Source organism: Acidocella aquatica (genome assembly GCF_030160635.1).
GTDB lineage: Bacteria > Pseudomonadota > Alphaproteobacteria > Acetobacterales > Acetobacteraceae > Acidocella > Acidocella aquatica.
Map to the genome: position 1 here is coordinate 244,257 of NZ_BSOS01000067.1, position 26,035 is coordinate 270,291.

The 26,035-nt window shown below is 65.1% G+C and carries 29 protein-coding genes; 20 read left to right on the forward strand and 9 right to left on the reverse strand.

What is annotated here, in order from left to right; genetic code table 11:
- Positions 1 to 18 precede the first annotated feature (18 nt).
- Positions 19 to 1,542, forward strand: coding sequence for an acetyl-CoA hydrolase/transferase family protein (locus QQJ84_RS12075; protein ID WP_284258457.1), 1,524 nt, complete (start codon positions 19 to 21; stop codon positions 1,540 to 1,542).
- 201 nt (positions 1,543 to 1,743) lie between these two features.
- Here the strand turns inward: QQJ84_RS12075 and QQJ84_RS12080 are convergent, their stop codons facing one another.
- Positions 1,744 to 2,283, reverse strand: coding sequence for a zinc-ribbon domain-containing protein (locus tag QQJ84_RS12080; protein WP_284258458.1), 540 nt, complete (start codon positions 2,281 to 2,283; stop codon positions 1,744 to 1,746).
- Positions 2,284 to 2,471: 188 nt separating this feature from the next.
- Between QQJ84_RS12080 and QQJ84_RS12085 the strand changes: the two genes are divergently transcribed.
- Genes QQJ84_RS12085 through QQJ84_RS12100 form a run of 4 tightly spaced genes read left to right on the forward strand, consistent with a single transcriptional unit; the run spans position 2,472 to position 5,407 of the window.
- Entirely contained in the window at positions 2,472 to 3,155 is a 684-nt protein-coding gene (locus QQJ84_RS12085; protein WP_284258460.1) for a cell division ATP-binding protein FtsE, read from the forward strand.
- On the forward strand, positions 3,148 to 4,074 hold the full coding sequence (locus QQJ84_RS12090; protein WP_284258462.1) for a cell division protein FtsX: 927 nt from the start codon (positions 3,148 to 3,150) through the stop codon (positions 4,072 to 4,074). The genes QQJ84_RS12085 and QQJ84_RS12090 overlap by 8 nt, the downstream gene beginning before the upstream one ends.
- Positions 4,074 to 4,703, forward strand: a complete 630-nt coding sequence (locus QQJ84_RS12095) for a YdcF family protein (RefSeq protein ID WP_284258463.1) — start codon at positions 4,074 to 4,076, stop codon at positions 4,701 to 4,703. The genes QQJ84_RS12090 and QQJ84_RS12095 overlap by 1 nt, the downstream gene beginning before the upstream one ends.
- Before the next feature lie 41 nt (positions 4,704 to 4,744).
- Positions 4,745 to 5,407, forward strand: coding sequence for a lysophospholipid acyltransferase family protein (locus QQJ84_RS12100; RefSeq protein WP_284258464.1), 663 nt, complete (start codon positions 4,745 to 4,747; stop codon positions 5,405 to 5,407).
- Positions 5,408 to 5,578: 171 nt separating this feature from the next.
- Here QQJ84_RS12100 and QQJ84_RS12105 read toward each other — a convergent pair whose 3' ends face one another.
- From QQJ84_RS12105 to QQJ84_RS12115, 3 genes are all read right to left on the reverse strand, one after another.
- The gene (locus tag QQJ84_RS12105; RefSeq protein WP_284258465.1) at positions 5,579 to 6,559 is read right to left on the reverse strand and encodes a Hint domain-containing protein; all 981 of its coding nucleotides are present in this window, start codon (positions 6,557 to 6,559) and stop codon (positions 5,579 to 5,581) included.
- Between the two features lie 465 nt (positions 6,560 to 7,024).
- Complete coding sequence (locus QQJ84_RS12110) at positions 7,025 to 8,041, reverse strand: Hint domain-containing protein (protein ID WP_284258466.1); 1,017 nt, start codon at positions 8,039 to 8,041, stop codon at positions 7,025 to 7,027.
- Positions 8,042 to 8,199: 158 nt separating this feature from the next.
- Positions 8,200 to 9,672 carry a trypsin-like peptidase domain-containing protein gene (locus tag QQJ84_RS12115; protein ID WP_284258467.1) on the reverse strand — a complete coding sequence of 491 codons (1,473 nt, stop codon included), beginning with the start codon at positions 9,670 to 9,672 and terminating at the stop codon, positions 8,200 to 8,202.
- Between the two features lie 75 nt (positions 9,673 to 9,747).
- Here QQJ84_RS12115 and QQJ84_RS12120 point away from each other — a divergent pair, with 75 nt between their 5' ends.
- The 12 genes from QQJ84_RS12120 (at position 9,748) to QQJ84_RS12175 (ending at position 18,932) form a co-directional block, all read left to right on the forward strand.
- Complete coding sequence (locus tag QQJ84_RS12120; RefSeq protein ID WP_284258468.1) at positions 9,748 to 10,785, forward strand: Mrp/NBP35 family ATP-binding protein; 1,038 nt, start codon at positions 9,748 to 9,750, stop codon at positions 10,783 to 10,785.
- Positions 10,785 to 11,228, forward strand: a complete 444-nt coding sequence (locus tag QQJ84_RS12125; RefSeq protein ID WP_284258469.1) for a DNA polymerase III subunit chi — start codon at positions 10,785 to 10,787, stop codon at positions 11,226 to 11,228. Before QQJ84_RS12120 ends, QQJ84_RS12125 begins: the two co-directional genes overlap by 1 nt.
- Before the next feature lie 113 nt (positions 11,229 to 11,341).
- On the forward strand, positions 11,342 to 11,659 hold the full coding sequence (locus QQJ84_RS12130; RefSeq protein ID WP_284258470.1) for an AtpZ/AtpI family protein: 318 nt from the start codon (positions 11,342 to 11,344) through the stop codon (positions 11,657 to 11,659).
- A complete protein-coding gene (locus QQJ84_RS12135; protein ID WP_284258471.1) occupies positions 11,659 to 12,411 on the forward strand; it encodes a F0F1 ATP synthase subunit A in 753 nt (250 codons plus the stop codon). The genes QQJ84_RS12130 and QQJ84_RS12135 overlap by 1 nt, the downstream gene beginning before the upstream one ends.
- Before the next feature lie 40 nt (positions 12,412 to 12,451).
- Positions 12,452 to 12,688 (forward strand): ATP synthase F0 subunit C, encoded by a 237-nt coding sequence (gene atpE, locus QQJ84_RS12140; protein WP_284258472.1) that lies wholly within the window; start codon positions 12,452 to 12,454, stop codon positions 12,686 to 12,688.
- On the forward strand, positions 12,688 to 13,257 hold the full coding sequence (locus QQJ84_RS12145) for a F0F1 ATP synthase subunit B family protein (RefSeq protein ID WP_284258473.1): 570 nt from the start codon (positions 12,688 to 12,690) through the stop codon (positions 13,255 to 13,257). Before atpE ends, QQJ84_RS12145 begins: the two co-directional genes overlap by 1 nt.
- A gap of 3 nt (positions 13,258 to 13,260) precedes the next feature.
- Entirely contained in the window at positions 13,261 to 13,779 is a 519-nt protein-coding gene (locus QQJ84_RS12150; protein WP_284258474.1) for a F0F1 ATP synthase subunit B family protein, read from the forward strand.
- 189 nt (positions 13,780 to 13,968) lie between these two features.
- A complete protein-coding gene (locus QQJ84_RS12155; RefSeq protein WP_284258475.1) occupies positions 13,969 to 14,775 on the forward strand; it encodes an ABC transporter substrate-binding protein in 807 nt (268 codons plus the stop codon).
- Between the two features lie 74 nt (positions 14,776 to 14,849).
- Positions 14,850 to 17,354 carry a helicase-related protein gene (locus QQJ84_RS12160; protein ID WP_284258476.1) on the forward strand — a complete coding sequence of 835 codons (2,505 nt, stop codon included), beginning with the start codon at positions 14,850 to 14,852 and terminating at the stop codon, positions 17,352 to 17,354.
- Positions 17,354 to 17,632, forward strand: a complete 279-nt coding sequence (locus QQJ84_RS12165) for an RNA-binding S4 domain-containing protein (protein ID WP_284258477.1) — start codon at positions 17,354 to 17,356, stop codon at positions 17,630 to 17,632. Before QQJ84_RS12160 ends, QQJ84_RS12165 begins: the two co-directional genes overlap by 1 nt.
- A gap of 101 nt (positions 17,633 to 17,733) precedes the next feature.
- The gene (fdxA, locus tag QQJ84_RS12170) at positions 17,734 to 18,066 is read left to right on the forward strand and encodes a ferredoxin FdxA (RefSeq protein WP_284258478.1); all 333 of its coding nucleotides are present in this window, start codon (positions 17,734 to 17,736) and stop codon (positions 18,064 to 18,066) included.
- Between the two features lie 104 nt (positions 18,067 to 18,170).
- Positions 18,171 to 18,932 carry a CarD family transcriptional regulator gene (locus QQJ84_RS12175; protein ID WP_284258479.1) on the forward strand — a complete coding sequence of 254 codons (762 nt, stop codon included), beginning with the start codon at positions 18,171 to 18,173 and terminating at the stop codon, positions 18,930 to 18,932.
- Between the two features lie 18 nt (positions 18,933 to 18,950).
- Here QQJ84_RS12175 and QQJ84_RS12180 read toward each other — a convergent pair whose 3' ends face one another.
- The 3 genes from QQJ84_RS12180 to QQJ84_RS12190 all read right to left on the reverse strand — a co-directional run bounded on the left by QQJ84_RS12180 (position 18,951) and on the right by QQJ84_RS12190 (position 21,120).
- On the reverse strand, positions 18,951 to 20,024 hold the full coding sequence (locus QQJ84_RS12180) for a site-specific DNA-methyltransferase (RefSeq protein WP_284258607.1): 1,074 nt from the start codon (positions 20,022 to 20,024) through the stop codon (positions 18,951 to 18,953).
- A gap of 66 nt (positions 20,025 to 20,090) precedes the next feature.
- Positions 20,091 to 20,690, reverse strand: coding sequence for a ribonuclease HII (locus QQJ84_RS12185; RefSeq protein ID WP_284258481.1), 600 nt, complete (start codon positions 20,688 to 20,690; stop codon positions 20,091 to 20,093).
- The gene (locus QQJ84_RS12190) at positions 20,683 to 21,120 is read right to left on the reverse strand and encodes a nucleoside deaminase (protein ID WP_408862102.1); all 438 of its coding nucleotides are present in this window, start codon (positions 21,118 to 21,120) and stop codon (positions 20,683 to 20,685) included. The genes QQJ84_RS12185 and QQJ84_RS12190 overlap by 8 nt, the downstream gene beginning before the upstream one ends.
- Positions 21,121 to 21,228: 108 nt before the next feature.
- Here QQJ84_RS12190 and QQJ84_RS12195 point away from each other — a divergent pair, with 108 nt between their 5' ends.
- Genes QQJ84_RS12195 through rsmD form a run of 3 tightly spaced genes read left to right on the forward strand, consistent with a single transcriptional unit; the run spans position 21,229 to position 23,217 of the window.
- Positions 21,229 to 21,939, forward strand: coding sequence for a gamma-glutamyl-gamma-aminobutyrate hydrolase family protein (locus QQJ84_RS12195; RefSeq protein WP_284258484.1), 711 nt, complete (start codon positions 21,229 to 21,231; stop codon positions 21,937 to 21,939).
- Entirely contained in the window at positions 21,932 to 22,666 is a 735-nt protein-coding gene (locus tag QQJ84_RS12200; RefSeq protein WP_284258485.1) for a pseudouridine synthase, read from the forward strand. Before QQJ84_RS12195 ends, QQJ84_RS12200 begins: the two co-directional genes overlap by 8 nt.
- On the forward strand, positions 22,663 to 23,217 hold the full coding sequence (rsmD, locus tag QQJ84_RS12205; protein WP_284258486.1) for a 16S rRNA (guanine(966)-N(2))-methyltransferase RsmD: 555 nt from the start codon (positions 22,663 to 22,665) through the stop codon (positions 23,215 to 23,217). Before QQJ84_RS12200 ends, rsmD begins: the two co-directional genes overlap by 4 nt.
- 240 nt (positions 23,218 to 23,457) lie before the next feature.
- On the opposite strand, the gene QQJ84_RS12210 is transcribed toward rsmD, so the two are convergent.
- Together QQJ84_RS12210 and mutL are read right to left on the reverse strand one after the other, a co-directional pair.
- The gene (locus QQJ84_RS12210) at positions 23,458 to 23,796 is read right to left on the reverse strand and encodes a hypothetical protein (protein ID WP_284258487.1); all 339 of its coding nucleotides are present in this window, start codon (positions 23,794 to 23,796) and stop codon (positions 23,458 to 23,460) included.
- Positions 23,797 to 24,198: 402 nt separating this feature from the next.
- On the reverse strand, positions 24,199 to 25,968 hold the full coding sequence (gene mutL, locus QQJ84_RS12215) for a DNA mismatch repair endonuclease MutL (RefSeq protein ID WP_284258488.1): 1,770 nt from the start codon (positions 25,966 to 25,968) through the stop codon (positions 24,199 to 24,201).
- Positions 25,969 to 26,035 lie beyond the last annotated feature (67 nt).

The window sequence follows — 26,035 nt, forward strand, 5'->3', positions numbered from 1 at the left end:
AAATTTTGAGGAGCGGACATGGGCCTGACCGGAAACACACGTATCCTGAACAACCAGCTGCGCGCGAAAGTGATGAGCGCCGAGGCGGCGGCGGAGCTGATCGCCTCCGGCAGCACGGTGGGCATGAGCGGCTTCACCGGTTCGGGCTACCCCAAGGCCGTGCCCCTGGCGCTGGCCGCGCGCATGGAGGCCGAGCGCGCCGCGGGCAACAAATTCCGCCTGCGGGTATGGACCGGCGCCTCCACCGGCCCGGAGCTTGACGGCGCCCTGGCCAAGGCCGACGGCATCGAATTCCGCCTCCCCTATAACTCCGACCCCATCGCGCGCGAAAAGATCAACCGTGGCGAAATGGAATATTTCGACATGCACCTGAGCCAGGTCGCCCCGATGGCCTGGCAAGGGTTTTTAGGCCCGCTGGACACCGCCATCATCGAGGTCACCGGCATCACCGCCGATGGCGCGCTGGTCCCCTCCTCCTCGGTCGGCAACAACAAAACCTGGCTGGACCGCGCGCAAAAAGTCATCCTCGAGGTCAACCGGTGGCAGAACCCGGCGCTCGAGGGCATGCATGATATTTATTACGGCACCGCGCTGCCGCCCCACCGCGTGCCCATCCCGCTCATCCGCCCCGACGACCGCATCGGCCAGACCACCTTCAGCTGCGACCCGGATAAAATCGTCGCCATCGTCGAGACGGACGGGCCGGACCGCAACCTGCCCTTCGCCAAACCCGATGACGCGGCGCTGCGCATCGCGGGGCACCTGATCGAGTTTTTCCGCCATGAGGTCGCGCGCGGCCGCCTGCCCGCCTCGCTGCTGCCGCTGCAATCAGGCGTCGGCAATATCGCCAACGCCGTGCTCACCGGGCTGATGGACGCACCCTTCGAGAACATGACCGCCTATACCGAGGTGATCCAGGACGGCATGCTCGACCTGCTCAACACCGGCAAACTGCGCATGGCCTCCGCCACCTCCTTCTCGCTCAGCCCCACCGCGGCAGAGGCCATGAACGCCAACATGAGCCAGTATCGCGGCAACATGATCCTGCGCCCGCAGGAAATCTCCAACCACCCGGAACTGATCCGCAGGCTCGGCTGCCTGGCGATGAACGGGCTGATCGAGGCCGACATCTACGGCAATGTGAACTCCACCCATGTCATGGGTTCGCGCATCCAAAACGGCATCGGCGGCTCGGGCGATTTCGCGCGCAACGCCTATGTCTCCATCTTCATGACCCCCTCAACCGCCAAGGGCGGCAAAATCTCCGCGATCGTGCCGCAGGTCTCGCATGTCGACCATATCAACCAGGATGTGCAGATCATCGTGACCGAACAAGGCCTGGCCGACCTGCGGGGCCTCAGCCCCAAGCAGCGCGCCAACGTCATCATCGCCAACTGCGCGCACCCTGACTACCGGCCCATGCTGCTCGACTATTACGCCAGGGCGCGCAAAGGCTCCTACGGCCAGCAGTCGCCCAGCCTGCCGGGCGAGGCGCTGTCCTGGCATCAGCGTTTCATGGAAACCGGCTCAATGCGGGTTTAAGCGCGATCGTTTGAGGCTCTCTCAACCGGGCGAGCCGAAAGCGTGAATCGCCCTCAAAAAAACGGCATGCCCCGCCACACAAACATCCAGACACACCAAAGGGGGCCACGGCCCCCTTTTTAGAGCAATATGCGTTTAGATTAACGCAGAGCGCTCAAGCTAAACGCATGAAATTGCTTGCTTAAACAGGGGCTAGCGGATTCAGACGATATGTCCGAAATGCCCGAGGAAGGCCAACCCCGCCAGCCCGGCCGCGAGCAAAACCACCAGCGTCAGCACTAGCGGCAAATTACTGATTTTAACGGCCCGCGCCTGACGCGGCGGCGTTTCCGGCTCATATTCAACCGTGTTGTTGCGCGCCGCATGCACCAGATCAGCAAAGGCATCACCCTGGCCGGGCTGATGCAACGGCGCATTCGCATCCTCCCCGCTGCTCAGGAACATCGACAGGCCCAGCGCCGGGTCCGCCTCCAGCGGCGTATCGGTCATTTGTGTTGCAGCATGCTGTGTTCCGGCATTCTGCATCCCGGCCTGCTGTGTGTCCACACGCTCAAGGGTGGAGCCTTCGTCCACATTCGTCAGCGGCGCCGCGAAATCAGAAACCCGCGCCAAATCCGGGGAAAGCGGCTCGCTGCGCCAATCGGTTCCGCACTGCACGCAATGCAACTTGCGGCTGCGCCCGGCCAGCGCGGCATCGGGCACTTCATATACGGTTGAACAACTCGGGCATAACAGCTGCATGATAGGCTTTAGATTGGCATTTTTGGCGCGTTCACGCAATAACAACCTGCATTATCTTCGACCGCCAATCAATTCATTTGACACAAATTTTTGTCTATCTAAACGTCGCGCGTGCAACACAGTCCTGAATCAGGGTCAGTCCGCCCCGGCCAGGGCAAGCCCATGACGCAACAGAACCCTAAGGTAGAATGATTAGATTCGATGACGTCTGGTTAAAATACCACCATCAGGAGCGCGGCCCCGGGGCTTTGGCGCGCGATGTTCTGCGCGGCATCAGCTTCAAAATCCCCGACGGCGGTTTCCGCTGGCTCACCGGCCCCTCGGGCGCCGGAAAAACCAGCCTGCTCAAGCTCATCTACCTCGCGCAACACCCAACCCAGGGCCGGATCGACATCATGGGCACCCATGCCGCCAAAATCTCCCGGCGCGACGCTGCCCTGCTGCGCCGGCGCATCGGCGTGGTCTACCAGGATTTCCGCCTGCTCGCGCATCTCTCCGCTTATGACAACGTGGCCCTGCCGATGCGCCTGGCGCGCCGCGCCGAGCATCAGGTTCACGCCGATGTCACCGAAATCCTCCGCTGGGTCGGCCTCGCCAACCGGCTGGGCGCGCTGCCCGACGAGCTCTCCGGCGGCGAGCAACAGCGCGTCGCCATCGCGCGCGCCGTGGTCGGGCGGCCCAAACTCCTGGTCGCCGACGAACCCACCGGCAATCTGGACGACGAACAGGCCGGGCGGCTGATGACCCTGATCACCGCGCTCAACCGGCTCGGCACCACCGTCGTCGTCGCCACGCACAACCACGCGCTGGTCGAGGCCTACCCCGCCCCGCGGCTTGAAATGGCCGAAGGCCGGCTGACCGCGCATGGCTAAGCGCCATACCGATCCGCTGGGCCTGCACTCCGCGCTGGAGGACTGGATGCTCCCCGTCCTGGTCGCGGCCATGAGCTTCCTCGCCGCCCTGGCCATCGCAGGCGCGCTGGCCAGCACCACGCTGGCCGCGCAATGGCAGAATGACACCGCGGCGGCGCTCACCATCCAGGTGCCCCAGCCCGGCGCGCCGGATGCCGCCAACAACGCCACCCGCCTGGCGGCCGTGCAAACCGCGCTGCAAACCATGCCCGGCGTCACCAACCCGCAACTGCTGAGCGCTGACGCGCTGAACCACCTGCTCGCCCCCTGGCTCGGTACGGACGCAGCATCGCTCGGCCTGCCGCTCCCCGCCGTCATCACCGCCACCTGGAGCGGCCCCGGCGCGGGCGATTCCATCGCGGCGGCGCTGAACAAGCTCGCCCCCGGCACCCTGGCGCAAACCGGCACACAATGGGCCGCGCGCGTCACCGCGCTCACCGGCAGCCTGCAAACCTGCGCCGCCGCCGTGCTGGTCATCGTCGCCCTGGTCGGCGGCGCGCTGGTCGCGCTGGCCACCCGCGCGGGCCTGGCGCAACGGCGCGACACCATTGAGACCATCCACGGCCTCGGCGCGCTGGATGCCGACATCGCCAGCCGCTTCGCCAGCCGCGCCACCATTCTCGCCGTCACCGGCGCCGCCGCCGGCGCGCTGCTGGCGCTGCCCGTGCTGCTCTGGCTGGCCATGCTCGCGGCACCCTTCGCCAGCCCCATCCCGCAGCCCGGCCTAACAAGCGGCCTGACAAACGGCCTCGCCCGCAGCCTGGCCAGCATGCCGCCCGCGCTGTGGACCGCAATGCCCTGTCTGCCGCTGGCTGCCGCCGTCATCGGGTGGTGCTCGGCACAGCTCACCGTGCGGGGCTGGTTGCGGAAGCTGGTCTGATGCCCCGCGCCCGCCGCTTCCGCCGCCGCCGCTTCTCCATCCTGCGCCTGCTCGCCAATACATTGATCGCGCTTTGCGGCCTCTGGCTGGCCGGTTTCCTCGTCTTCCTCGCCGTGGTCTTTACCGCCACGCCGCCCAACCCGATGCCGCATGCCGACGGCATCGTGGCGCTCACCGGCGGCGATGATCGCGTCGGCGCCGCCCTCGCCCTGCTGGCTGACCGCGACGCCCCGCTGCTGCTCATCTCCGGCGCCGGGCGCGGCACCTATCTGGGCGATTTCACCGCCGACGACGCCGCCGCCGCCACCCATTTCGCCAGCGCCATCACCCTGGGCCACATGGCCGGCACCACCCACGGCAACGCGCTGGAGACCACCAACTGGGTCCGCGCCCACAACATGCACTCGCTCATCATCGTCACCGCCGACTACCACATGCCCCGCGCCATGCAGGAAATGCATCAGGCCCTGCCCGATATCACCCTCATCCCCGCCCCCGTGCGCCCGCCCGCCATGCGCAAACTTCTCAGCCTGCCCACATTGCGGTTACTGGCCGGAGAATATAGCAAGTACCTCGTGGTCCGCTCCGGACTCCGCCGGCTCGCCGCCAGCCTCATAACCCAGGACTAATCAAGCTGCGCTTCCTCCGCTCCCTCGCCTTCAACGCCGTCATGTTCGGCGCCGGCACCGTGCTCAGCCTCTGGGGCATCCTCATCTGGCAATTGGGCTTCCAGCGCCTCGATCGAATTCCCATCCGCTGGGCGAAAATCTGCCTCGGCGGGCTGCGTTTGTTCTGCGGCATCAAGCTGCGCATCGAAGGCCGGGAACACCTGCCCCCGCCCGGCGGCGCCATCGTCGCCGCGCAACATCAGTCAACGCTCGACGTCCTCATCTGGCTGACCCTGCTGCAACACCCCTCCTTCGTGTTCAAACGCGAGCTGACCAAAATCCCCCTGTTCGGCGTGCTGCTCGAGCCCACCGGCATGGTCCCGGTTGACCGCGGCGGCGCCGGCCAGGCCCTGCGCAAAATGGTCGCCGATTGCGGCAAGGCCCTCGCCGCCGGCCGCCAGATCATCCTCTTCCCCGAAGGCACCCGCGTCGCCCACGGCAAATGCGCGCGCCTGCACCCCGGCATCATTGCCCTCGCCAAAGCCAGCAACCTGCCCCTCATCCCCGCCGCCACCAATTCCGGCCTCTACTGGGGCGCCAAAGCCTTCCATATCGCGCCCGGCACCGTCATCGTCAGGCTCTACCCGCCAATCCCCACCGAAACCCCGCAAGACCAAATCCTCAACCGCCTGGCTGTCACCTTCTACGATCAGGGCGTGAACTAGAGTGCGATCGTTTGAGGTTCGCTCAACCGAGCGAGCCGAAAGCGTGAATCGCCCTCAGAAAAACGGCCAGAGCCGGATCGCAGCTAAAGCGATCAGGCTCTGGCGCGCGATCGTTTGAGGTTCGCTCAACCGAGCGAACCTCAAAGCGTTAATCGCCATCAGAAAATGACCCTAGGCGGCGCGTTGCACCTCAGCCAGAGACCCGGCGCGGGCATTGAGCCGGGCGCGGATGGCGGCTGGCACCTGGCGGGCGGCTTTGGCGCGCGGGTATTCCATCTCGGTGATGGCGGTATCGCCAACCAGGGCCTGATGTTCGGCCCAGTTGTCGAAGCCCAGGCGGTCAACATTGTCGACGAAGGTTTCCGCCGGGGTGTTTTCGGCCAGGATCAGCGAGTGGTCCGCAACCTCGACATGGTAATAGGTGAACACGGCGGGAACGTCTTCCTCACGGATGATCGAGACGCCGTTTACCAGCGCACCGGCCTGGATCAGCACATTGTCCACCAGCAGGGCATGGCAGGCGGAAAGCAGCAGGTCGCGCGCGGGCAGATTTTCACCCAGGGCGCCGGCTTTAACGCGGATGGGCAGCACACGCAGGCGGTCGGCGAAGACCATGGAAATGGTCTGGCGGCCGAGCCAGCAGATGGGGGCGGTGCGCCCGTCGCTCAAAGTGACCAGATCACCGGCTTTCAGGGTATCAACCGCAACGTCGCCCGAGGGGGTGCGGATGGCGGTTCCAGCCATGAAGCAGGCGGGGGTGCCGGTGGTGCCCAGAAGATCCCAGCCGATCGTGTTTTGCACGATGAGGGTGTTTGTGCTGGTCGTGCCGCCGAAGGTGCTGCCGGTGTCCTTGATGGTCAGGACATAATATTGCTTGCTGGTGGTGTCCTGAACCAGGATGCCGATATATTTGGTGCCCTGCTCGAGGGCGGCGACATAGGTGAACCCGGCTTTAACGCCCTTGGCAGCGGTTGTGGTGCCGGTGAGCGCGGCACCAACCGGGACGGGGTTGGTGCCGGTGCCAGCGGTATAGGTCATGGTCTCCGTTGCGTTTCGCCCGATTAACAAATTGCTGGTGTTGGGGGCAATGGTGATGTTCCCGCCGGTGTAGGTGACAGCGAACATGCCATTAAATGCTTCGGTCGAGGCCATTGCGGAGAAATCCTTCAAATCAAGTTGCGAGCGGTTATCGATTAGAAGGGTCTTCTGTCATAAAATTAATAAAAATGTATGGTTTTTTAGCTTATTTCCGGTGAACACACTCAAAAGTGAATGTTGCTTCGGGACGATCCACGCAAAACATCTCATAAAAAGTCTTCAGCAAGATTTTATAAAATTTTATCCAATTTTTATCTTACTGTCTTGCATGGCGCAGGTTGTCCCGGCGGCCGAGGCTGATTTAGCACCGGCAGAATTTCAGGATATCCTCTGCTGGCGTATATTCAGCGTTCTCACGCCAATGTGACGCTGGAATTTCATTCCGGAAGACAAAAACCAGATCGTTCTTGCCGCGCAAAATTTCCGGCGCCCACGAACGCCATTATTTTTGAACGACGATCAGCCATGAGATGAAATCGCAACGCGATTCCACCTCATGCCATCGTCAGCGCCGGGAGATCAGGCGGCGGCGCTGCGGGCCGCCGCTGTTGCTTCAGCCCGGGCGCTGAGCCGCTGGCGGATGGCCTTTGGCACTTGGCGCGTGGCCTTGGCGCGCGGATAGTCCATCTCAATGATCGCGGTAGCGCCGGCCAGCGCCTCATGTTCGGCCCAGTTGTCGAAGCTCAGGCGGTCAATGTTGTCGACAAAGGTTTCCGCCGGGGTGTTTTCGGCCAGGATCAACGCATGATCCGCGATTTCAATGTGGTAATAGGTGAAGACGGTGGGAACATCGGTTTCGCGCAGGATCGAGACGCCGTTCACCAGCGCGCCTGCCTGGATCAGTATGTTATCAACCAGCACCGCATGGTCGGGCGAGAGCAGCAGATCGCGCGCGGGGGCGCCGTCTTCCAGCGCATTGGCCCTGATGCGGATGGGCAGCACGCGCAGCGGGTCGGCAAAGACCATTGAGATGGTCTGGCGCCCAATCCAGGCCACGGTGGCGGCGCGGCCATCGTTCAGGCTCACCAGATCGCCGGTCTTCAATGTTTCAACCGCCACGTCGCCCGAGGGCGTGCGGATGGCCGTTCCGGCCATGAAGCAGGCGGGGGAGCCGGTGGCGCCGAGGAGGTTCCAGCCGACGGTTGGCTGCAGGGTGAGCGTTGTGGCGCCGCCCTGGCCGTCATCCCCCTGCTGGCCGTCCTGCCCCCCGCCGCTGTTGAAGTGATTGCCGTTTCGCACGGTTGTTAGCAGGAAGTATTGGCCGGAGGCCTGGCCGCGCACCAGAATGCCGATGTAGAGGCCACCTTTTTCCACCGCGCCGGCATAGGTGAAACTGCCTGTTAAGCCGCCGCCGCTGCCGGTGCCCGTGAGGATGGCGCCTTGCGTGACGGGGGTGGCGCTGGTGGCGCCAGGGAGGGTTATGATCTCGCCCCCGTCCTCCTCATGGAGCAGGTTGGCGGTGTTCCCGGCGGTTGTGATGCTGCCGTCAGCGTAGGTGACGGCGAACATTCCACGGAAAGTTTCGAAAACGGACATGAGCGATGCAACCTTGCTGAAATGGCCGGAATCATCCCGGCGAATTTACGGATGCTCGCTTAAAACAGGTCTTTCGTTAAAAAATCGTAAACATTCGTCTGAAATATTTGCAGGAAGGGAGCCGCACAAGAGAAAGTGATGAACGGCCGGGCGGCTTGTTATTTCGATAAAACAACAGAAACCCAGCGCGGGCCGGGGTCGGTGCCGTTCGCGGTGTCGCCGGTGATGAGCAGGGTGGCGGCGGGCAGGCTGGCCTGGATGAGCTGTTGCAGCTGGGCCTGCAGGGTCGCGGCGGTGACCGTCTGGCCGTTGATCTGCTCGATGATATTCCCGGCGACGATTCCGGCCTTCCCCGCCGGCCCCTTGGCGGTGACGGCGGTGATGGCGGCGCCGCCGCTATCGGCGGGTTTGGTGGAGATGGTGAGGCCGAGGCTGGCCAGGGTGATGGTGCCCGGGGCCGGCGGGGTTGCCGGGGCGATGGTTTCGTCCAGCGCCGGGGGCGGGGCGGTGATGCGCAGGCTGGCGCTGTGCGCGCCGCCGCCGCGCCAGAAGGTGATACCGGCCACGGTGCCCGCGGGGATTTGCGCGGTGCGGATGAACAGGGCGCGCGGGCTGGCGATGGCGGCGCCAGCGAGCGCGGTGATAACGTCGCCGGGTTGGAGGATGCCGCTGGCGGGGCCGTTGGGGGAGACGCTGCCAACCAGGGCGCCGGCGGTGCCGGGCAGGTTGAGGGTGCTCTGGATTTCCGGGGTGATTTCCTGCGTGGCGGCGCCGAGCCAGCCGCGGGTCATGCTGCCGGTGGTCATAAGCGCCTGCGCCACCGGCTGGGCCATGGCGGAGGGGATGGCGAAGCCGATGCCGACGGAGCCGCCCGAGGGGGAGTAGATGGCGGAATCAATCCCGATGACCTCGCCTTTGGTATTGAACAGCGGGCCGCCGGAGTTGCCGCGGTTGATGGCGGCGTCGGTCTGGATGAAATCGTCGTAGGTGCCCTGGTTGATGTTGCGGTCCAGCGCGCTGACGATGCCCGCCGAGGTGCTGCCGGGCAGGCCGTAGGGGTTGCCGATGGCCAGCACCCAGTCGCCCACGCGCAGGGCGCCGGAATCACCGAATTTGACGAAAGGCAGCGGGTGGCCGGTGTTGACCTTCAGCACCGCGATGTCGGCATCGGTGTCGCGGCCGATGACGGTGGCGGGGACGATGGTGCCATCCTGAAAGGTGACGCTGATGCTGGCGGAGCCCGCGATGACATGGGCGTTGGTGAGGATGTAGCCCGAAGGGGCGATGACGAAACCCGAGCCCAGCGCCTCGACCGCTTTGGGCGGCGGCAGCACGGTGCCCGAGGCATCCAGCGTGCCGGAGGTGTCCGCCGTGGGGTGGTAGGCGCTGTTGTCACCGGAGCCATTGCTGCCTGAGCCGTCGCCGCTGTTGTCGCCGCTGTTGTCGCCGGCGCCGGGCGCGGCGGGGTTCACCGGGTCCGTGCTGGCGATGCTGACCACGGCGGGCATGACACGCGCGGCGAGATCGGCCAATTGCGGCAGGCTGGCGCTGCGGGCGGCGGGGCCGAGCGCCAGGGCGGTGGCGCCGGTGATGAATATCGCGGTGATGAGCAGGCGGCGGGGTGAGGTCATGGCCAAATTGTGTGGCGGGGCGGGCATCTCCGCAAGAGGGTGGACACGCCGGGGCGCTGCGCTAAAGCTTGGGGCATGAATGAAGATGACATCCGCGCGGCGCTGGCGCCGTTCAATCTGGGTAAAATGCTCGATGGCCTGCATGTGGGCGATGGGCTGGTGCAGGTGACGCTGGCGATAAAACGTGAGGACGCCGCGGCGCGGGAGCCGTTGCGCCGGGATGTGGAGGCGGCGCTGGCCGCGATGCCGGGTGTAAAAAACGCCTCCGTGGTGTTCACCGCGCACAAGGCCCCGGCCGCGCCGCCGCCGCCGGTGGCGCCGGTGTTGCCGGGGGTGAAGTCGGTAATTGCGGTGGCCTCGGGCAAGGGCGGGGTCGGAAAATCCACCGTGGCGGTTAATCTGGCGGTGGCGCTGGCGCAGAGCGGGCTGAGCGTGGGGCTGCTGGATGCCGATATCTACGGCCCTTCGCTGCCCCGGATGCTCGGGCTGGCGCGCAAGCCCGAGGTGCGGGACGGCAAGATGATCCCGCTGGAGGCCTGGGGGGTGAAGTGCATGTCCATCGGGTTTCTGGTGGATGGCGACACCGCGATGGTATGGCGCGGGCCGATGGCAACCGGCGCGCTGACCCAGATGCTGGGCCAGGTGGAATGGGGCGCGCTGGATGTGCTGGTGGTGGATATGCCGCCGGGGACCGGGGATATTCAGCTCACCCTGGCGCAAAAGGCGCGGCTGGCGGGGGCGGTTGTGGTCTCCACGCCGCAGGATATCGCCCTGATCGACGCGCGCCGGGGGGTGAAGATGTTCGCCCAGGTGAATGTGCCGGTGCTGGGGATTGTGGAGAACATGTCCTATTTCTCCTGCCCGCATTGCGGCGGGCGGACCGATGTGTTCGGCCATGGCGGTGCCGCAGCCGAGGCGGCGCGCATAGGTGTCCCATTTTTGGGCGAAGTGCCGCTGCTGCTGGAAATCCGCGAGACCGGGGACGCGGGGACGCCGGTTTGCGCCGCCGCGCCGCAGGGCGTGGCGGCGGCGGCGTTCCGCGCCGTGGCCGCGGCGGTGGCCGGGGCGCTGGCGCCAGCAAGGCGGGCGCCGCCACGGATTGTCATCGACTGATGGCGGAGGCCGGGTTCTATCATCTGACCCGCACGGATATGGCCGCCGCGCTGCCAGCGCTGCTGGGGCGCACGCTGGCGGCGGGAGAGCGGGCGGTGGTGGTGTGCAAGGACGCGGCGCAACTGGCGGCGCTGGATGTTGCACTTTGGCACGCCCGCCAGCCGGACTGGCTGCCGCACGGCACCAAGGCCACGCCGCACCCGGAATGGCAGCCGGTTTTTTTGACGATTGAGGATGAAAACCCGGCCGGAGCGGCGTTTTTGTTCCGGCTTGGCGGGGCGGCGGCCGAGATGGCGCCTTATAAAAGAGTGTTCGACCTGTTCGACGGCACGGACGAGACCGAGGTGGCGGCGGCGCGGGCGCGCTGGCGCGCGGCGAAGGCGGCGGGGCACACCCTGACCTATTGGAAACAGGGCGAGGGCGGCTGGGAAAAGGCCGGTTGAAAACTTAATCGCCGTGATTGTAACATTAGTCCCCTGGCATTCTTGACAGGCCAGGGGGGGATCGGTAGCAACCGCCCAACTCTCGGCGGCGCAGAACCGCTGAAAACAGGTGCATGAACAACGGTCGCGACAAAGAGACTTTTGAGCAACGGCTTGCGGCAGCGCAGGCGGCGGCCAAAGGTCGGACAAAGCGGGATCCGGCGCAATCGGGCGCGGGGGCTGCCAGTCAAGCGGTCAATTTCGCCATGCGCCTGGGGGTTGAGCTGGTGGCCGCCATGGTCATCGCCGTGGTAATCGGGTGGGGGCTGGACAGGCTCTTTCACACCAAGCCGTGGCTGATGCTTGTGATGGTGCCGGTTGGCATGGCGGCCGGCTTGCGCAATCTGGTGCGGGCCGCTGGAAAAACTGACGGCGGACGGGATAAAAAGTAATGGCAGGCCCATCGATCGACGCGCTTGGACAATTCAGCCTGACAACGGGCCTGGGCCCGCTTGGCCGCGCGGTGGACTTCACCAATTCAAACGAGGCCATGCTGGCCGCCGCGGTGATCATCGTCGGCATTTTCGCCGTGGGCCTGCGCGCCCGCGCGCTGATCCCCGGCCGCGGGCAGGCGGTGGTCGAGCTGCTTTATGAATTCGTGCACAACATGTGCGTTGACACCATCGGCGAGGAAGGGCTGCGGTTCTTCCCCCTGGTGTTCACCATTTTCAGCTTTGTGCTGCTCGGCAACCTGCTCGGCCTGTTCCCTTATTTCTTCGCCTTCACCTCGCATATCGCGGTCACGCTGAGCCTGGCGCTGTTCGTGTTCGTGTTCTCCACCGGGGTGGGGTTCTATACGCACGGTTTCCGCTTCTTCAAATTCTTCGTGCCGCATGGCGTGCCAAGCTGGCTGCTGCCCCTGCTGGTGCCGATCGAGATCATCTCCTATCTCTCCCGCCCTGTTTCACTCTCGGTTCGTTTGTTCGCCAACATGACCGCCGGGCATGTGATGTGGGAGGTTTTCGCCGGGTTCATGCTGATGCTCGTGGCGAGCTTCGGTGTTTTCGGGGCGTTTGCCTCGGTGGTGCCGCTGGGCCTGAACGTGGCGCTGGCGGCGCTGGAATTGCTGGTGGCGGGGCTGCAGGCCTATGTGTTTGCCATCCTCACCTGCCTGTATCTGCACGACGCCGTGCATATGCATTGATGTTTTTTGCTTAAAAAAGTTTCGGAAAGGAAAGTTTACTATGGATCCTCAGTCAGCCGCTCTGCTCGCCAAAGACATTGGCGCCGGTCTTGCCACCATCGGTGTTGCCGGTGCCGGCGTTGGTATCGGTAACCTGTTTGGCGCGTTCGTGTCCTCCGTTGGCCGCAACCCGGCCGCGCGTGACACCATGTTCCGCGACGTTCTGCTCGGCTTCGCGCTGACCGAAGCGGTGGCGCTGTATGCGCTGGTTATCGCGCTGATCATCCTGTTCACCTGATGCGCCGCATCGCCACCATCGCTCTGCTGAGCCTCAGCCCCGCCGCCGCGTTCGCGGGCGGGACAATGCCGCAGATGGATTTCGCCAACCCGCTCACCTCCTATCAGGTGTTGTGGATGGCGGTGATTCTGGTGGCGCTCTATCTGCTGCTGGCCCGCTGGGGCCTGCCGGAGATGGGGAAAGTGCTGGCAAACCGGGCAAGCGTCATCGCGCAGGATCTGGCGGCGGCGCGGGCGGCTAAAATCACGGCCGACCAGGCCGTGGCGGCGCTGAACGCGACGATGAGCCAGGCACGCGGCGCGGCGGGCGCCGAAGTGGCGCAGGCCGTGGCGAAGGCCAAGGCCGAGGCCACGGCACAGGCAGCGGCGCTGGCCGCCAGCCTGGACCAGAAATTGGCCGAATCCGAGATGCGGATCACCGCGGCGCGGAATGCGGCGATGGCCGCGATCAAGCCGGTGGCGGCCGAGGCCGCCGCGAGTATATTGCAGAAGCTCACGGGCAGCGCGCCTGGGGCAGACATTCTGGGGCAGCGTGTTGACGACGCCCTGGCCGCGGGGAAGGCAGCTTAAGCGATGGAATACCAGGCCCTGAGTTTTACCCCCTGGGAACATGGCTCGTTCTGGGTCTTTGTCGCGGTGGTTATTTTCGCGCTGCTGGCCGGCCGTAAAATTGCGGCACCCATCGCCGCGATGCTCGACGCCCGTGCCCAAAGCGTGCGCGACGCGCTGGAAGAAGCCGCGCGGCTGAAGGAAGAAGCGCAGGCGCTGCTGGCCGACGCCAAGGCGCGCCAGGCGCAGGCCACCGAGGACGCGAAACAGATCCTCGCCTCCGCCCATGCCGAAGCGGCGCGGATGTCAGCTGAGCTGGCCGAGGAAGCCCAGGCAACCGCCGCCCGGCGGGAACGCCTGGCGATGGAGCGCATCGCCGCGGCCGAAGCCGCCGCCGTGAAAGACGTGCGGGCCGCCGCCATTGATATCGCAACCGCCGCCAGCGCGCAGATTTTGCGCGACGGCTTTGGCGCGCCAACCGACGCCGCCAGAATCGACCAGGCAATCGCCAGCATCCCAACGGCCCTGCGCCGCGCGGGCTAGGGTGCGATCGTTTGAGGTTCGCTCAACCGAGCGAGCCGAAAGCGTGAATCGCCATCAGAAAAACGGTCCTACCTCCCGGACACGCCCATCCCCAGCCGGTTGCCTGCAAGGTTGATTGCGTTAAGGTGACAAACGCTGCCTTCCGCCATGCGGGCGAAAGGGCGCGGACACTCTGTTTGGGAGATTTGCATGAAGAAATTTTTTAGCGTGACGGCGTTTGCCGTTGCCGCCCTGGCCGCGCTGGCGCCTGTCGCGGCGGGTGCCAAAACCATGACCGAGATCAAATTCGGGGTGGATGCGACGTATCCGCCGTTTGAGAGTCTTTCCCCCAGCGGAGAGTTTGTTGGTTTTGACATTGACCTTGGCCGCGCCATCTGCGCCGAGCTGAAGGTGAAGTGTGTGATCGTGAGCCAGGGTTTTGACGGCATTATTCCGGCTTTGCAGGCGCGCAAGTTTGACGCGATTTTATCCTCGATGACCGTGACGCCCGAGCGGGCCAAACAGATCGATTTTTCCTCCGAGATGTATAACGAGCCGACCAGCCTGATCACCAAGAAGGGTGCGGGCCTGGAGCCGACGGCTGCGAGCCTCAAGGGCAAGACCGTGGGCGTGGAGTCCGGCACCATTCAGGAGAGCTACGCCAAAACCTATTGGCAGCCCAATGGCGTGAACGTGATCTCCTATCCCGGCCAGGACCAGGTGTATGCGGATCTGCTCTCGGGCCGGCTGGATGCCTCGTTGCAGGATTCCGTGGAGGCTGATTATGGCTTCCTGAAGACGCCAAAAGGCGCCGATTATGCGCTGGCGGCCAACGTGACATATGACCCGAAGGATGTGCTGGGCTCGTATATCGCCATCGGTATCCGCAAGGATGAACCCGCGTTGAAGGCGAAGATCGACGCGGCGATTGCTGAGATCCTCAAGAACGGCACCTATAAAAAGATTGAATCACGCTACTTCAATTTTGACGTCTACGGCGCCAACCCGGCGCAGTGAGTTCCGGCCCGGCCCCGCGCCAGCGCGGGGCCGGTGGCTTGCAAATCCGGCTGAAGGCCATCACATGCTGAGGCATGTCCGGATCATATTCCAAGGTGAGGGCGGTGTTGGGCCCCACCAATACCGGCAAGACGCATCTGGCGATGGAGCGTCTGCTGGGCCACTCCTCCGGGATGATCGGGTTTCCGCTGCGGCTGCTGGCGCGCGAGAATTACGAGCGCATGGTGGCGCGCAAGGGCGCTAAAAATGTCGGGCTGATCACCGGCGAGGAAAAAATCGTGCCGCCCGGGGCGCGCTGGTTCTCCTGCACGGTGGAGGCGATGCCGCTGGACCGGCGGGTCGAGTTCCTCGCGGTTGATGAAATTCAGTTATGCGCCGACCCTGACCGGGGGCATGTCTTCACCGACCGGCTGCTGCATGCGCGCGGCCTGGTGGAGACGATGTTTCTCGGCGCCGAGACGATCCGCCGTCTGCTGCTGCGGCTGGTGCCGGGGATAGAGGTTGAGACGCGGCCCCGGCTCTCCGAGCTTTCCTATGCCGGGCCGGTGAAGCTCTCGCGCCTGCCGCCGCGCTCGGCGATTGTGGCGTTCTCGGCGGCTGAGGTTTACGCCATTGCCGAGGCGGTGCGCCGCAGGCGGGGCGGCTGCGCGGTGGTGATGGGCCGGCTCTCGCCGCGCACCCGCAACGCGCAGGTGGCGCTGTATCAGGAAAAAGAGGTGGATTTTCTGGTCGCGACGGATGCCATCGGCATGGGGCTGAACATGGATGTGGACCATGTGGCCTTTGCCGGGCTCTCGAAATTTGATGGCCACCGGCCGCGGCCGCTGCTGGCGGCGGAGGTCGCGCAGATCGCCGGGCGGGCGGGGCGCGGGATGCGCGATGGCAGTTTTGGCGTCACCGGCGTTTGCCCGCCGCTGGGTGAGGAGCTGGTGGAGGCGGTGGAGGCGCATGCCTTCGAGCCGCTGGAACAGCTGGCCTGGCGCAATTCGGCGCTGGATTTTACCTCGGTGGAGGCGCTGCTGGCCAGTTTGACCATGCCGCCCAGCCTGCCGGGGCTGGTGCGCGGGCAGGATGCCACGGATGTGCTGACCCTGGAGGCACTGCACCACGATGCGGATATCCGCAAAGCCGCGCAGGGGCGGGCGGCTACGCGGCTGTTGTGGGAGGCGTGCCAGATCCCCGATTTCCGCAAGCTGGCGACCGACGCGCATGTGAAATTATGCGCGAATGTGTTCACGCACCTGCGTGCGGGCAAAAATTTACCGGTGGATTGGGTGCGCGGCGAGATCGAGGCGCTGGACAAAGTCGAAGGAGATATTGATACCCTTATGCAGCGGCTGACGGATGTGCGCGTTTGGGCGTATATAACCGCCAGAGCTGATTGGATGCGCGATGCCACGCCCTGGGCGCGGCTGGCGCGCGAGATCGAGGATAGAATTTCAGATACGCTGCACATGAAGTTGATGGCGCGGTTTGTGGACAAGAGGGCGGCACATTTGACCAGACGGCTGGAAGACCAAGAAGCGGAAGAGTTGCAGGCGGTGGTGTCCAACCACGGCGTTGTGCTGGTGGAGGGCCATGAGGTGGGCCGCGTGGAGGGGTTCAATTTCCATCCTGACCCCGCGACGCAGGGGCAGGAGAAGAAATTTCTGCTGCGCGCCGCCCGCCGGGCCCTGGGGCAGGAGCTGCCGCGCCGGATTTTGCGCTGCGAGACCGCCGCCGATGAGGCTTTCAGCCTGACCGATGACCGCCAGGTGGTGTGGGAGGGCGCGAAGATCGCCCGGTTGAAGCGCAGCGAGAACCTGCTCAAGCCGGAAGTGGAGATTTTGCACTCCGAATTTCTCGACGGGCTGGCGCGCGAGCGGTTGCGCGCGCGCATCAGCGCGTTTGTGGCGGCGGAGGTGGAAAAACGCCTGGGCGCATTGCTGGTGGCGATGAAGGACCCCCCGGCGGAGCTGCGCGGCGTGATGTACCGGCTGGGCGAGGCCTCTGGCGTGATGGAGGCGGAAAACGTGGCGCCGGAGTTGCGCCAGGTGCTCAAAAAACTGGGCGTGGAGGCGGGGCGCTTCGCGTTTTTTATGCCCGCCGTGTTGAAGCCGGGTTCGGCCAAGCTGCGCGCGCTGCTGTGGGGTGTCGCCAATGACCGCAATCCGCCGCCGCTGCCCGCCGCCGGGCTGGTCTCGGCGCCGATGCCGGGCAACTGGGGGGCGGATTTCGCGCTTTCCATGGGCTGGCTGCCGGCCGGGCCGGTGATGGTGCGGCTCGACGTGGCGGAGAAGCTGGTGCGCGAGATGCATTATCTGGTGCGCAAGCATCCGGTGTTTCTGCCGCCCAACCTGGGCTCGCGCATGGGGCTCAAGCCCGACCAGCTCGCCCCGGTGCTGAATGCGCTGGGGTTCAGGATTATTCCGGCGCAGGTTTTGGGCGAGAAGCGGTATGGCCCGGCGGCGCCCGCGATGTTGGCGCGCCGCAAGATGGAGCCAAAGCCGGTGGCCCCGCCACCGCCGCCGCCCGTGCCGGTCTCTGAGGATAACCCTTTTGCGGCGCTGGCGGCGCTGCGTCAGGCCGCCCGGCGCTGATGCCCGAGGAGGATGCCGGCTGGCAACGGCTGGATAAATTCTTGTTTCATGCGCGGTTTTGCAGGACGCGCAATGTGGCGGGCGAGATGGTGGAAGCCGGTGGGGTGCGGATCAACCGTCAGCCGGTGGAGAAGGCCCATGCGCGGGTGCGGGTGGGCGATGTGCTGACCCTTGCGCTGCCGCGCGGGGTGGTGGTGGTTGAGGTTCTGGCACTGGCGCCGCGGCGCGAGGGTGCAGCCCAGGCGCAACAGCTGTATAAGGAAATTGCCGCGGATTGATTTTCTCTATGTGCATTGCAATCGCATCGCTTGCCTTAATGCGCCGCCACGCGCATATCCGGGGCGGAATTGCCACCGTATTATCGTATTAGGAGTGCCTGATGACCTATGTGGTCACCGAGAATTGCATCAAGTGCAAATATATGGATTGCGTTGAAGTCTGCCCCGTGGACTGCTTCTACGTTGGCGAGAACATGCTGGTGATCCATCCTGATGAATGCATCGACTGCGGCGTGTGCGAGCCGGAATGCCCGGCGGAAGCCATTTTGCCCGATAGCGATGACCGCGCGACGCCCTGGGTTGAGCGCAATCTGAGCTTCGCCAAGGTGTGGCCGAATATCACCCGCAAGGGCACCGCGCCGGCGGATGCCGACGAGTGGAAGGACAAGCCGGGCAAGGAAGCCCTGCTCTCGCCCGAGCCCGGCCAGCCGTAATCGCGCGGCCTCCCGTGACGGGAGGCCAAAATTCTGCTACAGGATTATTTTTGAAACCGGGCCGCTAAACCGCGCGCCCGGTAATCGACTGTAGCGGAGTTGTCATGAGCGAAAAACCGAAGACCGGGGCGGCAAAAAATCCCGCCAAACCCTTAGATGAAACGGCAGATGAAGTGACAACCGCCAAACCAGCCGAAAAAACCACCGAAAAACCCGCCGTGAAGGCAAAAGCCATGAAGCTCGCAACCAAGCCGGTTGAGGATGTGCATGAGGCTGAACCCGTGGCCCCGGCGCCCGCCGCGCCGCCGGTTATCAGCCATTCCGGCGTGCCCGCCGGGCCGATGCGCCCGATGACCCCGCCGCGCGCGATGGCGAAGGCCGAAATTTTTGTCGCGGGCGACTTCGTGGTCTACCCGACGCATGGCGTGGGCAAGGTGGAGCGGATCGCCACCGAGGAGATCGCGGGGCATACGCTGGAGCTGATCCATATCACCTTCGATGAAAACCGCATGAAGCTGCGGGTGCCGACCAACAAGGCGCGCACCGCGGGCTTGCGCAAGCTCGCCTCGCGCAAGCAGTTTGACGATGTGCTGGCCGTGCTCAAGGGCCGCGCGCGCATCAAGCGCACCATGTGGTCGCGCCGGGCGCAGGAATATGAGGCCAAGATCAACTCCGGCGACCCGGCGGCGATCGCCGAGGTGGTGCGCGATTTGCACCGCAACGCCGGGCAGCCGGACCAGAGTTTCTCTGAGCGCCAGATTTATGAATCGGCGCTGGACCGGCTGGCGGCTGAGTATGGGGCGCTGGAGCAGATTGATAAGCCGACCGCGATCGAACGGCTGATCGCGCATCTGAAGTCGGAATAAGCGCCGGGAGGCCGCCGTTCAGGCTTCGGCGTCTTCCTTGCGCAGAACATCGAGCGGCACCAGCGCGCCCTGGCGCTCGAAATGCCAGAAGGTCCAGCCGTTGCAGGAGGGGGCGTTTTGCACGGCGGCGCCGACCTGGTGGATGGAGCCGCGGTGCGGCCCGGAGGTGAGGTTGCCCTCGGCGGTGACCTCGGCGGCGATGCGGCGTTGTTTGTCGGTGAGCTGGGTGCCGGGTTTGATGATGCCGCGCTCGACAAAACTGCCAAAGGCGATGCGCGGCGTTTCGCGCCCGGTGGGCGGGGCGGTGATAGAGGCGAGCGGGACGGGAACTTCGGCGCGCAGGCGGCCCCAGGCGGCTTCCACATAGGCGGGGTGGCGCTCGATGCCGATGAAATGCCGGTGCAGGCGCTTGGCCACCGTGGCGGTGGTGCCGGTGCCGAGGAAGGGGTCGACGATGATGTCTCCGGGGCTGGTGGAGGACATGATGACGCGGTGGAGCAGCGCCTCGGGTTTTTGCGTGGGGTGGAGTTTTAGCCCATGCACATTGCGCAGGCGCTCACCCCCGGTGCAGAGCGGCATGGTCCAGTCCGAGCGCATCTGCAAATCGTCGTTGAGCGATTTCATGGCCTGGTAGTTGAATTTATAGCGCGCGGTTTTGGATTTGGCGGCCCAGATCATGGTCTCATGCGCGTTGGTGAAGCGCCGGCCGCGGAAATTGGGCATCGGGTTGGTTTTGCGCCAGATCACGTCGTTGAGGATCCAGAAGCCGAGGTCCTGCAAAATGGTGCCGATGCGGAAGATGTTGTGGTAGCTGCCGATGACCCAGAGCGTGCCGTCCTTGTTCAAAATGCGGTGGCACTGGCCCAGCCAGTCGCGGGTAAACGTGTCATAGGCGGCGAAATCGTTGAATTTGTCCCAATCGTCGTCAACGCCGTCGACCAGGCTGTCGTCTGGGCGGCGCAGTTCGCCGCGCAGTTGCAGGTTGTAGGGAGGGTCGGCGAAGACGCAGTTGACCGAGGCATCGGGGAGCATGCGCAGCATCTGCCCGGCGTCGCCGAGCAGTATCTGGTCAAGCGGGAGTTCGCGCAGCATTTCCACGGGCAAGGCAGACCCTCAAATTCGGTAAAGGTATAAACTGAAGGGAGGACCGTAGTCGCGTCAACTGTTGGATAGCAGCGGGCCGAATCCCATGCGGTGGTGCGGGGTGGGGCCGAGGCGGAGAATGGCGGCGCGGTGGAGGGGGGCGGCGTAGCCGGCGTTTTTGGCCCAGCCGTAGCCGGGGTAGCGGGCGTCCAGGCGGGCCATCAGCCGGTCCCGGGTGATTTTGGCGGCGATGGAGGCGGCGGCGATGGAGAGGCTGATGGCGTCGCCGCCGATGATGGTGGTGGTGGGGATTTGGCTGCCGGGGGGGCGGTTGCCGTCAACCAGCAGGTGGGTGGGGGTTTGCGGCAAAGCGGCGATGGCGCGGCGCATGGCGAGCAGGGAGGCGTGGAGGATGTTGAGGGTTTCGATCTCGCGCACGGAGGCGGCGCCGAGGGCGATGAGCGCGCCCGAGGCCCGCAAGGCGGCCAGGGCGGCGGCGCGGCGGGGGGCGGTTAGTTTTTTGGAGTCGTCGATGAGGGCTTTGAGGCCGGGCGGCAGGGTGGCGGGCAGAATAACGGCGGCGGCGAGCACGGGGCCGGCCAGCGGGCCGCGGCCCACCTCGTCCACCCCGGCGATGATGCCGCCGATGCGGGATTCGTAGGAGAGGTCAGGCATTGCGCAACCCGGCGAAGAAGGCGGCGAGCAGGGCGGAGCAATCGGAATCGCGCACGCCGCCGATGATCTCGGGCTTGTGATGCGTGGTGGCGTGGGTGAACACCCGCGGGCCATGCTCGATCGCGCCGGTTTTGGGGTCGTAGGCGCCAAACACCAGCCTGCGCACGCGCAAGGCGGCAATGGCGCCCGCGCAGAACACGCAGGGCTCCAGGGTGACGGTGATTGTGCAGTCCGCCAGGTATTTTTCGCCCCGCGTGGCGGCGGCGGCCTGGAGGGCCAGGAATTCGGCATGGGCGGTGGGGTTTTGCGTGGCCTCGGTTTGGTTATGGGCGGCGGCGATGATCGCGCCTGAAGCATCGGTGACCACGGCGCCGACCGGGATTTCACCTCTCGCGGCGGCGGCGCGGGCTTGGGCCAGGGCGTGTTCCATGGGGGTCATGCGAGGTTTCTTGCCTTGTGCGGATGCACAGGTCTAGTTGCCTTGTGCGGATGCACAGGTCTAGTTGCCTTGGTAGCGCCTGCGGGTCTAGGTGCGGGCATGACAAAACGGCCTTTGATTGGTTTGACCCTGGATGCCGAGCCTGCGGGCGGGTGGTCCAAATATCCGTGGTATGCGCTGCGGCAGAATTATTGCGAGGCGGTGGCGGCGGCCGGCGGACTGGCGGTGGCGCTGCCGCATGATGCCGGGCTGGCGGAGGATTATCTCGGCCGGCTGGATGGGCTGATTGTGACCGGCGGCGCGTTTGATGTGGACCCCGCACTTTATGGCGAGGCCGAGCGCCACGCCACGGTGGAGCTGAAGGCGGACCGCACCACGGCGGAGCTGGCCCTGCTCCAGGGCGCGTTGCGGCGGGATATGCCGGTGCTGGGCATTTGCGGGGGTGAGCAGTTGCTGGCGGTGGTGCTGGGGGGGAGTTTGATCCAGCATATCCCCGATGCGATGGCCGGGGCGTTGGAGCATGAGCAGAAGACCCCGCATTATCAGCCTGGGCATGAGGTGGAGATTCTGCGGGGGACGCGATTGTATGATATCGTGGGGCCGCGGATGCTGGTGAACACCTCGCACCACCAGGCGGTGCGCGGTGCCGGGCGGTCGGTTGTGAACGCGGTGGCGCCGGATGGGGTGATTGAGGGCATCGAGGTGCCGGGACTGAAATTTTGTATCGGGGTGCAGTGGCATCCTGAGTATTTGATCGACAAAGGGGATACGGCGATTTTTGCGGCGATGATGGCGGCGGCCAATGGTTGAGGAACAGCGCGGCGAGCGGATCGCCAAGTTTTTGTCACGCGCGGGGGTGGCGAGCAGGCGCGATGCGGAGGCGATGATCGCGGCGGGGCGGGTGCGGATGAACAACGCGCCGGTGGAGCATCCGGCGGTGTTTGTGGGGCCCACGGATATTGTGGTGGTGGACGGCAAGGCCGTGGCGCAGCCCGAGCGCACCCGGCTGTGGCGCTACCACAAGCCCGACGGGCTGGTGACCACGCATAAGGACCCGGAAGGCCGGCCGACGGTGTTTGAGCATCTGCCGAAGGATTTGCCACGGGTGATCAGCGTCGGGCGGCTGGATCTGACCTCCGAGGGGTTGTTGCTGCTGACCAATGACGGCGCGCTGGCCCGCCAGCTGGAGCTGCCTTCAACCGGCTGGCTGCGGCGCTACCGCGTGCGCGTGCATGGCGGGGTGGACCCGAAGAAGCTGACGCGCCTCGCCGAGGGCATGGTGGTGGACGGGGTGAAGTTCGGGCCGATTGAGGCGTCTGTGGACTCGGTGCAGCGGGCGAATACATGGCTTAGTGTTTCATTGCGCGAGGGGAAGAACCGGGAAATCAGGCGCGTGATGGACGCGCTGCTGCTGCCGGTGACGCGGTTGATACGCGTGGCCTACGGGCCGTTTCAGCTTGGGCTGCTGGCCAAGGGCGAGGTTGAGGAAGTGAACGGCAAGATTCTGCGTGAACAGGTGCCGGGTTTGGGTAAATGAATTTAGGCCCGCGGATAATTGCGGGGGCGTGGCGGGGGCGCAAGCTGGTGGCGCCGGAGGGGCTGGAGACGCGGCCGACCGGAGCGCGGGCCAGGCAGGCGGTGTTTGATATTTTGATGCATGCGCCTTGGGCAGGGGCGGCGTTTTTGCGCGGCGTGCGGGTGTTGGATGTGTTCGCGGGCACCGGGGCCTATGGGCTGGAGGCGCTCTCGCGCGGGGCGGTGGCGGCGGATTTTATGGAGCAGGCGCCTGGGGCTTTGGCGGCGCTGCGGAAAAATATCAGCGCGTGCAAGGCGGAGGGGATGACGCGGGTATTTGCGGGCGATGTGCTGGCTGCGCGCGGGGGTGACCTGCATGATCTGGTGTTTTTGGACCCGCCGTATGGGCAGGATTTGGTGAACAAGGCGCTGGCGGTGTTGCGCGCGCGCGGGTGGCTGGCGCCGGGGGCCGTGGTGGTGGCGGAGCTGGGGCCGGGGGATGAGGTGGTTTTGCCCGAGGTGCTGGCGGAGCGGGCGCATGGGAAGGCGCGGCTGGTGTTCGGGCGGGGGTGAGGGGTGCTTCACGTGAAGCATTTGTGAGGAGTGGGGTGGAAGTGGTTGGGTTTGTGGGAGAATTTTTTGCTTGCACCCCAGTTTGTGCGGGTTTGTAACGGAAAAGGAATGAGTTGGCGGGGGTGAGGGGGTTTGGGCGTGATGGGTTACGCTTCGCTCACCCATCCTACGCTTGCTGGAGGAAGTCCTAACGGCATTAGGTGGCCCATAAAGTTATTTTTGATCAACGAGGAAGAGATTTCAAGGAAGAGGGACTTGGCCGTCTTGAATGAGGACTTGCTTCGTTTCAGCTTTTAAATGAGGAAAAATTAGGTTGGAATATGGTATCGACGTAAGGTCGTCCTGCTCAGATTGGCATGCCTGAAATGCCATTTCGGCCGCCTCATTTTTATCGGGTGTTTGTGCCGCTTCAATAGGATACGATTGGTTCAAGCACTGGTTCCAGTTGTCTTGTAATGTCCGCGTGATCGTTGCTGTATCGGGTTGTGTCGACTGGGAAGCAATATTTGGCTGCGATGGTGAAACTACCGTACAGCCGACGAGAGCTGAAGCGACAGCGAACATAAAGAATCGGCTCATTATTTATGATGCTTTCATAATGTAATTCTAGAAGATGTGCTTCTCATATCAGATCTATGCCAGTGAATCACTATTTCATTACGAAACTTAGATACATTTGTGGCCTACCAAATAAAGATGCGGAAGTAGTGCGGGGTCAAGAACTATTGTTTTTATATCATATCAATCTAGTTCTGAATTGCCGCGCTTGCGTTTCGCGCGCTTGCAATATCTTCGCGGGGCATGGCGACAAAGGGCGGGGAGACGTCAGCTTACGCTGGCGTGGGTGGTGAAAAGGCGTGGGGATGGCGGGGGAGATGCCAGCTTGCGCTGGCATGACGAATAAGGACACGGGTGGTGACAAGGACGATGGATTGCTTCACTGCGCTCGCAATGACGGTGGGGGTGGGGAGAAAGCGGGGCCTACATCCCCCTCCGGCCGAACATTTTTTCAAGCTCGGCTCGCGAGAGTTTTAAAAATGTGGGGCGGCCGTGGGAGCAGGTGGCGGCGCGGGGGGTGGATTCCATGTCGCGCAGGAGGGCGGACATTTCCTCTGGGGTGAGGCGGCGGCCGGCGCGGATGGAGCGGTGGCAGGCGAGGCGGGCGAGGGCGGAGTCTAGATGGGCTTCCAGCGCGGCGGGGGTGCCGTGTTCGGCGAATTCGTCCGCGAGGTCGCGCAAGAGGGTGGCGGCGTCAGGGTTTTTGAGGGCGGCGGGCAGCGCGCGGACCAATATGGCGCCGGGGCCGAAGGGTTCGATCTCCAGGCCGAGGCGCGAGAGGGTTTCGGATTGGGCGAGCAGGCGCATGGCGTCAGCCGGGGAGAGGTCGACCACGACCGGCACCAGCAGCGGCTGGCTGGCGACGCGCCCGGCGGTGAATTCGGCGCGCAGGCGTTCCTCGGTGAGGCGTTCGTGGGCGGCGTGCTGGTCGGTGATGACGAGGGCGCCGTCAGCGGCGACGGAGAGGATGTAGGTATCGAGGATTTGCGCGACCGGGGCGCCGAGCGGGTGGGTGGTGAGCGTGTGGTCCGGGGTGATCTGACGGGCGGTGGGGGTGAAGCTGGCGAACTCGGATTCCGCGAAGCCCCGCGCGGCGGCGCTGGGTGGGGCCGGGGCGTGCGCGGGCGGGGTGTAGGCGGCGTAAGAGGCGCTGGCGGGCGGGCGCAATGAGAGGCTGGGGAAGGCCTGGGGTGCGGTGGCCAGGGAGACCGGGCGGTCAAGCAGGCGGCCGATGGCGCCCATGACCAGGCTGCGGATGCCGCCCGCGTCGGCAAAGCGTAATTCGGTTTTGGCGGGGTGGACGTTGACGTCCAACGCTTCCTCGGGGACTTCGAGCCGCAATGCGGCGACCGGGTGGCGGCCTGAGGCGATGACATCGCGGTAGGCGAGGCGCAGCGACATGCGTAGGTGAGGGTCGAGCACCGGGCGGCCGTTCACCACGAAGCTTTGCAGCGCCATGGTGGCGCGGGTGAGGCTGGCGGGGGCGGCGAGGCCGGTGAGGCGCACGCCCTCGCGCTGTGCATCGAGCGGGAGCATGGCGCTGGCGGTTTCGCGGCCGAACAGGGCGGCGACGCGGGCGGGCTCGCCCTGGGCGGGCACATCGAACATCACGCGCTCGCCGGAGACCAGGCGGAAGGCGACGCCGGGGGCGCTGAGGGCGAGGCGCCACACGGCGCGCTCGGCGGCGTCGGCCTCGGCGCGCGGGGTGCGGAGGAATTTTTTGCGGGCCGGGGTGGCGTAGAATAAATCCTCGACGATGGCGCGCGTGCCGGCCTCGCCGGCGGCGGGGGTGACCTCGCCCACGGCGCCGCCGGCCACGGTGATGCGCGCCGCGGAGTCCTGCCCCGGCGGGCGGCTGATGAGGGTGAGTTTGGCGGCGGCGCCGATGGAGGGCAGCGCCTCGCCGCGGAAGCCCAGGGTGGCGATGCGCACCAGGGCTTCATCAGCCAGCTTGGAGGTGGCGTGGCGCTCGATGGCCAGGGCGAGCTGGGATTGCGCGATGCCGCAGCCGTTGTCGATGACCTCGATGCGCTCGATGCCGCCGCTGGTGAGAATGACCTCGATGCGGGTGGCCCCGGAATCAAGGGCGTTTTCCACCAGCTCCTTCACCGCGGCGGCCGGGCGCTCGATCACCTCGCCGGCGGCGATGCGGTTGATGGTGGCGGGGGAGAGCAGGCGGATGGTGGGAGGCATGCGCGATCATATCATACCACGGTCATAAAGGATGACCGGTGGTATGAGATTCTTTTTTGGCGCGCGG

Bases quoted from the DNA above. Each gene is read 5' to 3' on its own strand.
- QQJ84_RS12075 (WP_284258457.1), top strand. From the start codon at position 19: ATGGGCCTGACCGGAAACACACGTATCCTGAACAACCAGCTGCGCGCG.
- QQJ84_RS12080 (WP_284258458.1), bottom strand. From the start codon at position 2,283: ATGCAGCTGTTATGCCCGAGTTGTTCAACCGTATATGAAGTGCCCGAT.
- QQJ84_RS12085 (WP_284258460.1), top strand. From the start codon at position 2,472: ATGATTAGATTCGATGACGTCTGGTTAAAATACCACCATCAGGAGCGC.
- QQJ84_RS12090 (WP_284258462.1), top strand. From the start codon at position 3,148: ATGGCTAAGCGCCATACCGATCCGCTGGGCCTGCACTCCGCGCTGGAG.
- QQJ84_RS12095 (WP_284258463.1), top strand. From the start codon at position 4,074: ATGCCCCGCGCCCGCCGCTTCCGCCGCCGCCGCTTCTCCATCCTGCGC.
- QQJ84_RS12100 (WP_284258464.1), top strand. From the start codon at position 4,745: ATGTTCGGCGCCGGCACCGTGCTCAGCCTCTGGGGCATCCTCATCTGG.
- QQJ84_RS12105 (WP_284258465.1), bottom strand. From the start codon at position 6,559: ATGGCCTCGACCGAAGCATTTAATGGCATGTTCGCTGTCACCTACACC.
- QQJ84_RS12110 (WP_284258466.1), bottom strand. From the start codon at position 8,041: ATGTCCGTTTTCGAAACTTTCCGTGGAATGTTCGCCGTCACCTACGCT.
- QQJ84_RS12115 (WP_284258467.1), bottom strand. From the start codon at position 9,672: ATGACCTCACCCCGCCGCCTGCTCATCACCGCGATATTCATCACCGGC.
- QQJ84_RS12120 (WP_284258468.1), top strand. From the start codon at position 9,748: ATGAATGAAGATGACATCCGCGCGGCGCTGGCGCCGTTCAATCTGGGT.
- QQJ84_RS12125 (WP_284258469.1), top strand. From the start codon at position 10,785: ATGGCGGAGGCCGGGTTCTATCATCTGACCCGCACGGATATGGCCGCC.
- QQJ84_RS12130 (WP_284258470.1), top strand. From the start codon at position 11,342: ATGAACAACGGTCGCGACAAAGAGACTTTTGAGCAACGGCTTGCGGCA.
- QQJ84_RS12135 (WP_284258471.1), top strand. From the start codon at position 11,659: ATGGCAGGCCCATCGATCGACGCGCTTGGACAATTCAGCCTGACAACG.
- atpE (WP_284258472.1), top strand. From the start codon at position 12,452: ATGGATCCTCAGTCAGCCGCTCTGCTCGCCAAAGACATTGGCGCCGGT.
- QQJ84_RS12145 (WP_284258473.1), top strand. From the start codon at position 12,688: ATGCGCCGCATCGCCACCATCGCTCTGCTGAGCCTCAGCCCCGCCGCC.
- QQJ84_RS12150 (WP_284258474.1), top strand. From the start codon at position 13,261: ATGGAATACCAGGCCCTGAGTTTTACCCCCTGGGAACATGGCTCGTTC.
- QQJ84_RS12155 (WP_284258475.1), top strand. From the start codon at position 13,969: ATGAAGAAATTTTTTAGCGTGACGGCGTTTGCCGTTGCCGCCCTGGCC.
- QQJ84_RS12160 (WP_284258476.1), top strand. From the start codon at position 14,850: ATGTCCGGATCATATTCCAAGGTGAGGGCGGTGTTGGGCCCCACCAAT.
- QQJ84_RS12165 (WP_284258477.1), top strand. From the start codon at position 17,354: ATGCCCGAGGAGGATGCCGGCTGGCAACGGCTGGATAAATTCTTGTTT.
- fdxA (WP_284258478.1), top strand. From the start codon at position 17,734: ATGACCTATGTGGTCACCGAGAATTGCATCAAGTGCAAATATATGGAT.
- QQJ84_RS12175 (WP_284258479.1), top strand. From the start codon at position 18,171: ATGAGCGAAAAACCGAAGACCGGGGCGGCAAAAAATCCCGCCAAACCC.
- QQJ84_RS12180 (WP_284258607.1), bottom strand. From the start codon at position 20,024: ATGCTGCGCGAACTCCCGCTTGACCAGATACTGCTCGGCGACGCCGGG.
- QQJ84_RS12185 (WP_284258481.1), bottom strand. From the start codon at position 20,690: ATGCCTGACCTCTCCTACGAATCCCGCATCGGCGGCATCATCGCCGGG.
- QQJ84_RS12190 (WP_408862102.1), bottom strand. From the start codon at position 21,120: ATGGAACACGCCCTGGCCCAAGCCCGCGCCGCCGCCGCGAGAGGTGAA.
- QQJ84_RS12195 (WP_284258484.1), top strand. From the start codon at position 21,229: ATGACAAAACGGCCTTTGATTGGTTTGACCCTGGATGCCGAGCCTGCG.
- QQJ84_RS12200 (WP_284258485.1), top strand. From the start codon at position 21,932: ATGGTTGAGGAACAGCGCGGCGAGCGGATCGCCAAGTTTTTGTCACGC.
- rsmD (WP_284258486.1), top strand. From the start codon at position 22,663: ATGAATTTAGGCCCGCGGATAATTGCGGGGGCGTGGCGGGGGCGCAAG.
- QQJ84_RS12210 (WP_284258487.1), bottom strand. From the start codon at position 23,796: ATGAGCCGATTCTTTATGTTCGCTGTCGCTTCAGCTCTCGTCGGCTGT.
- mutL (WP_284258488.1), bottom strand. From the start codon at position 25,968: ATGCCTCCCACCATCCGCCTGCTCTCCCCCGCCACCATCAACCGCATC.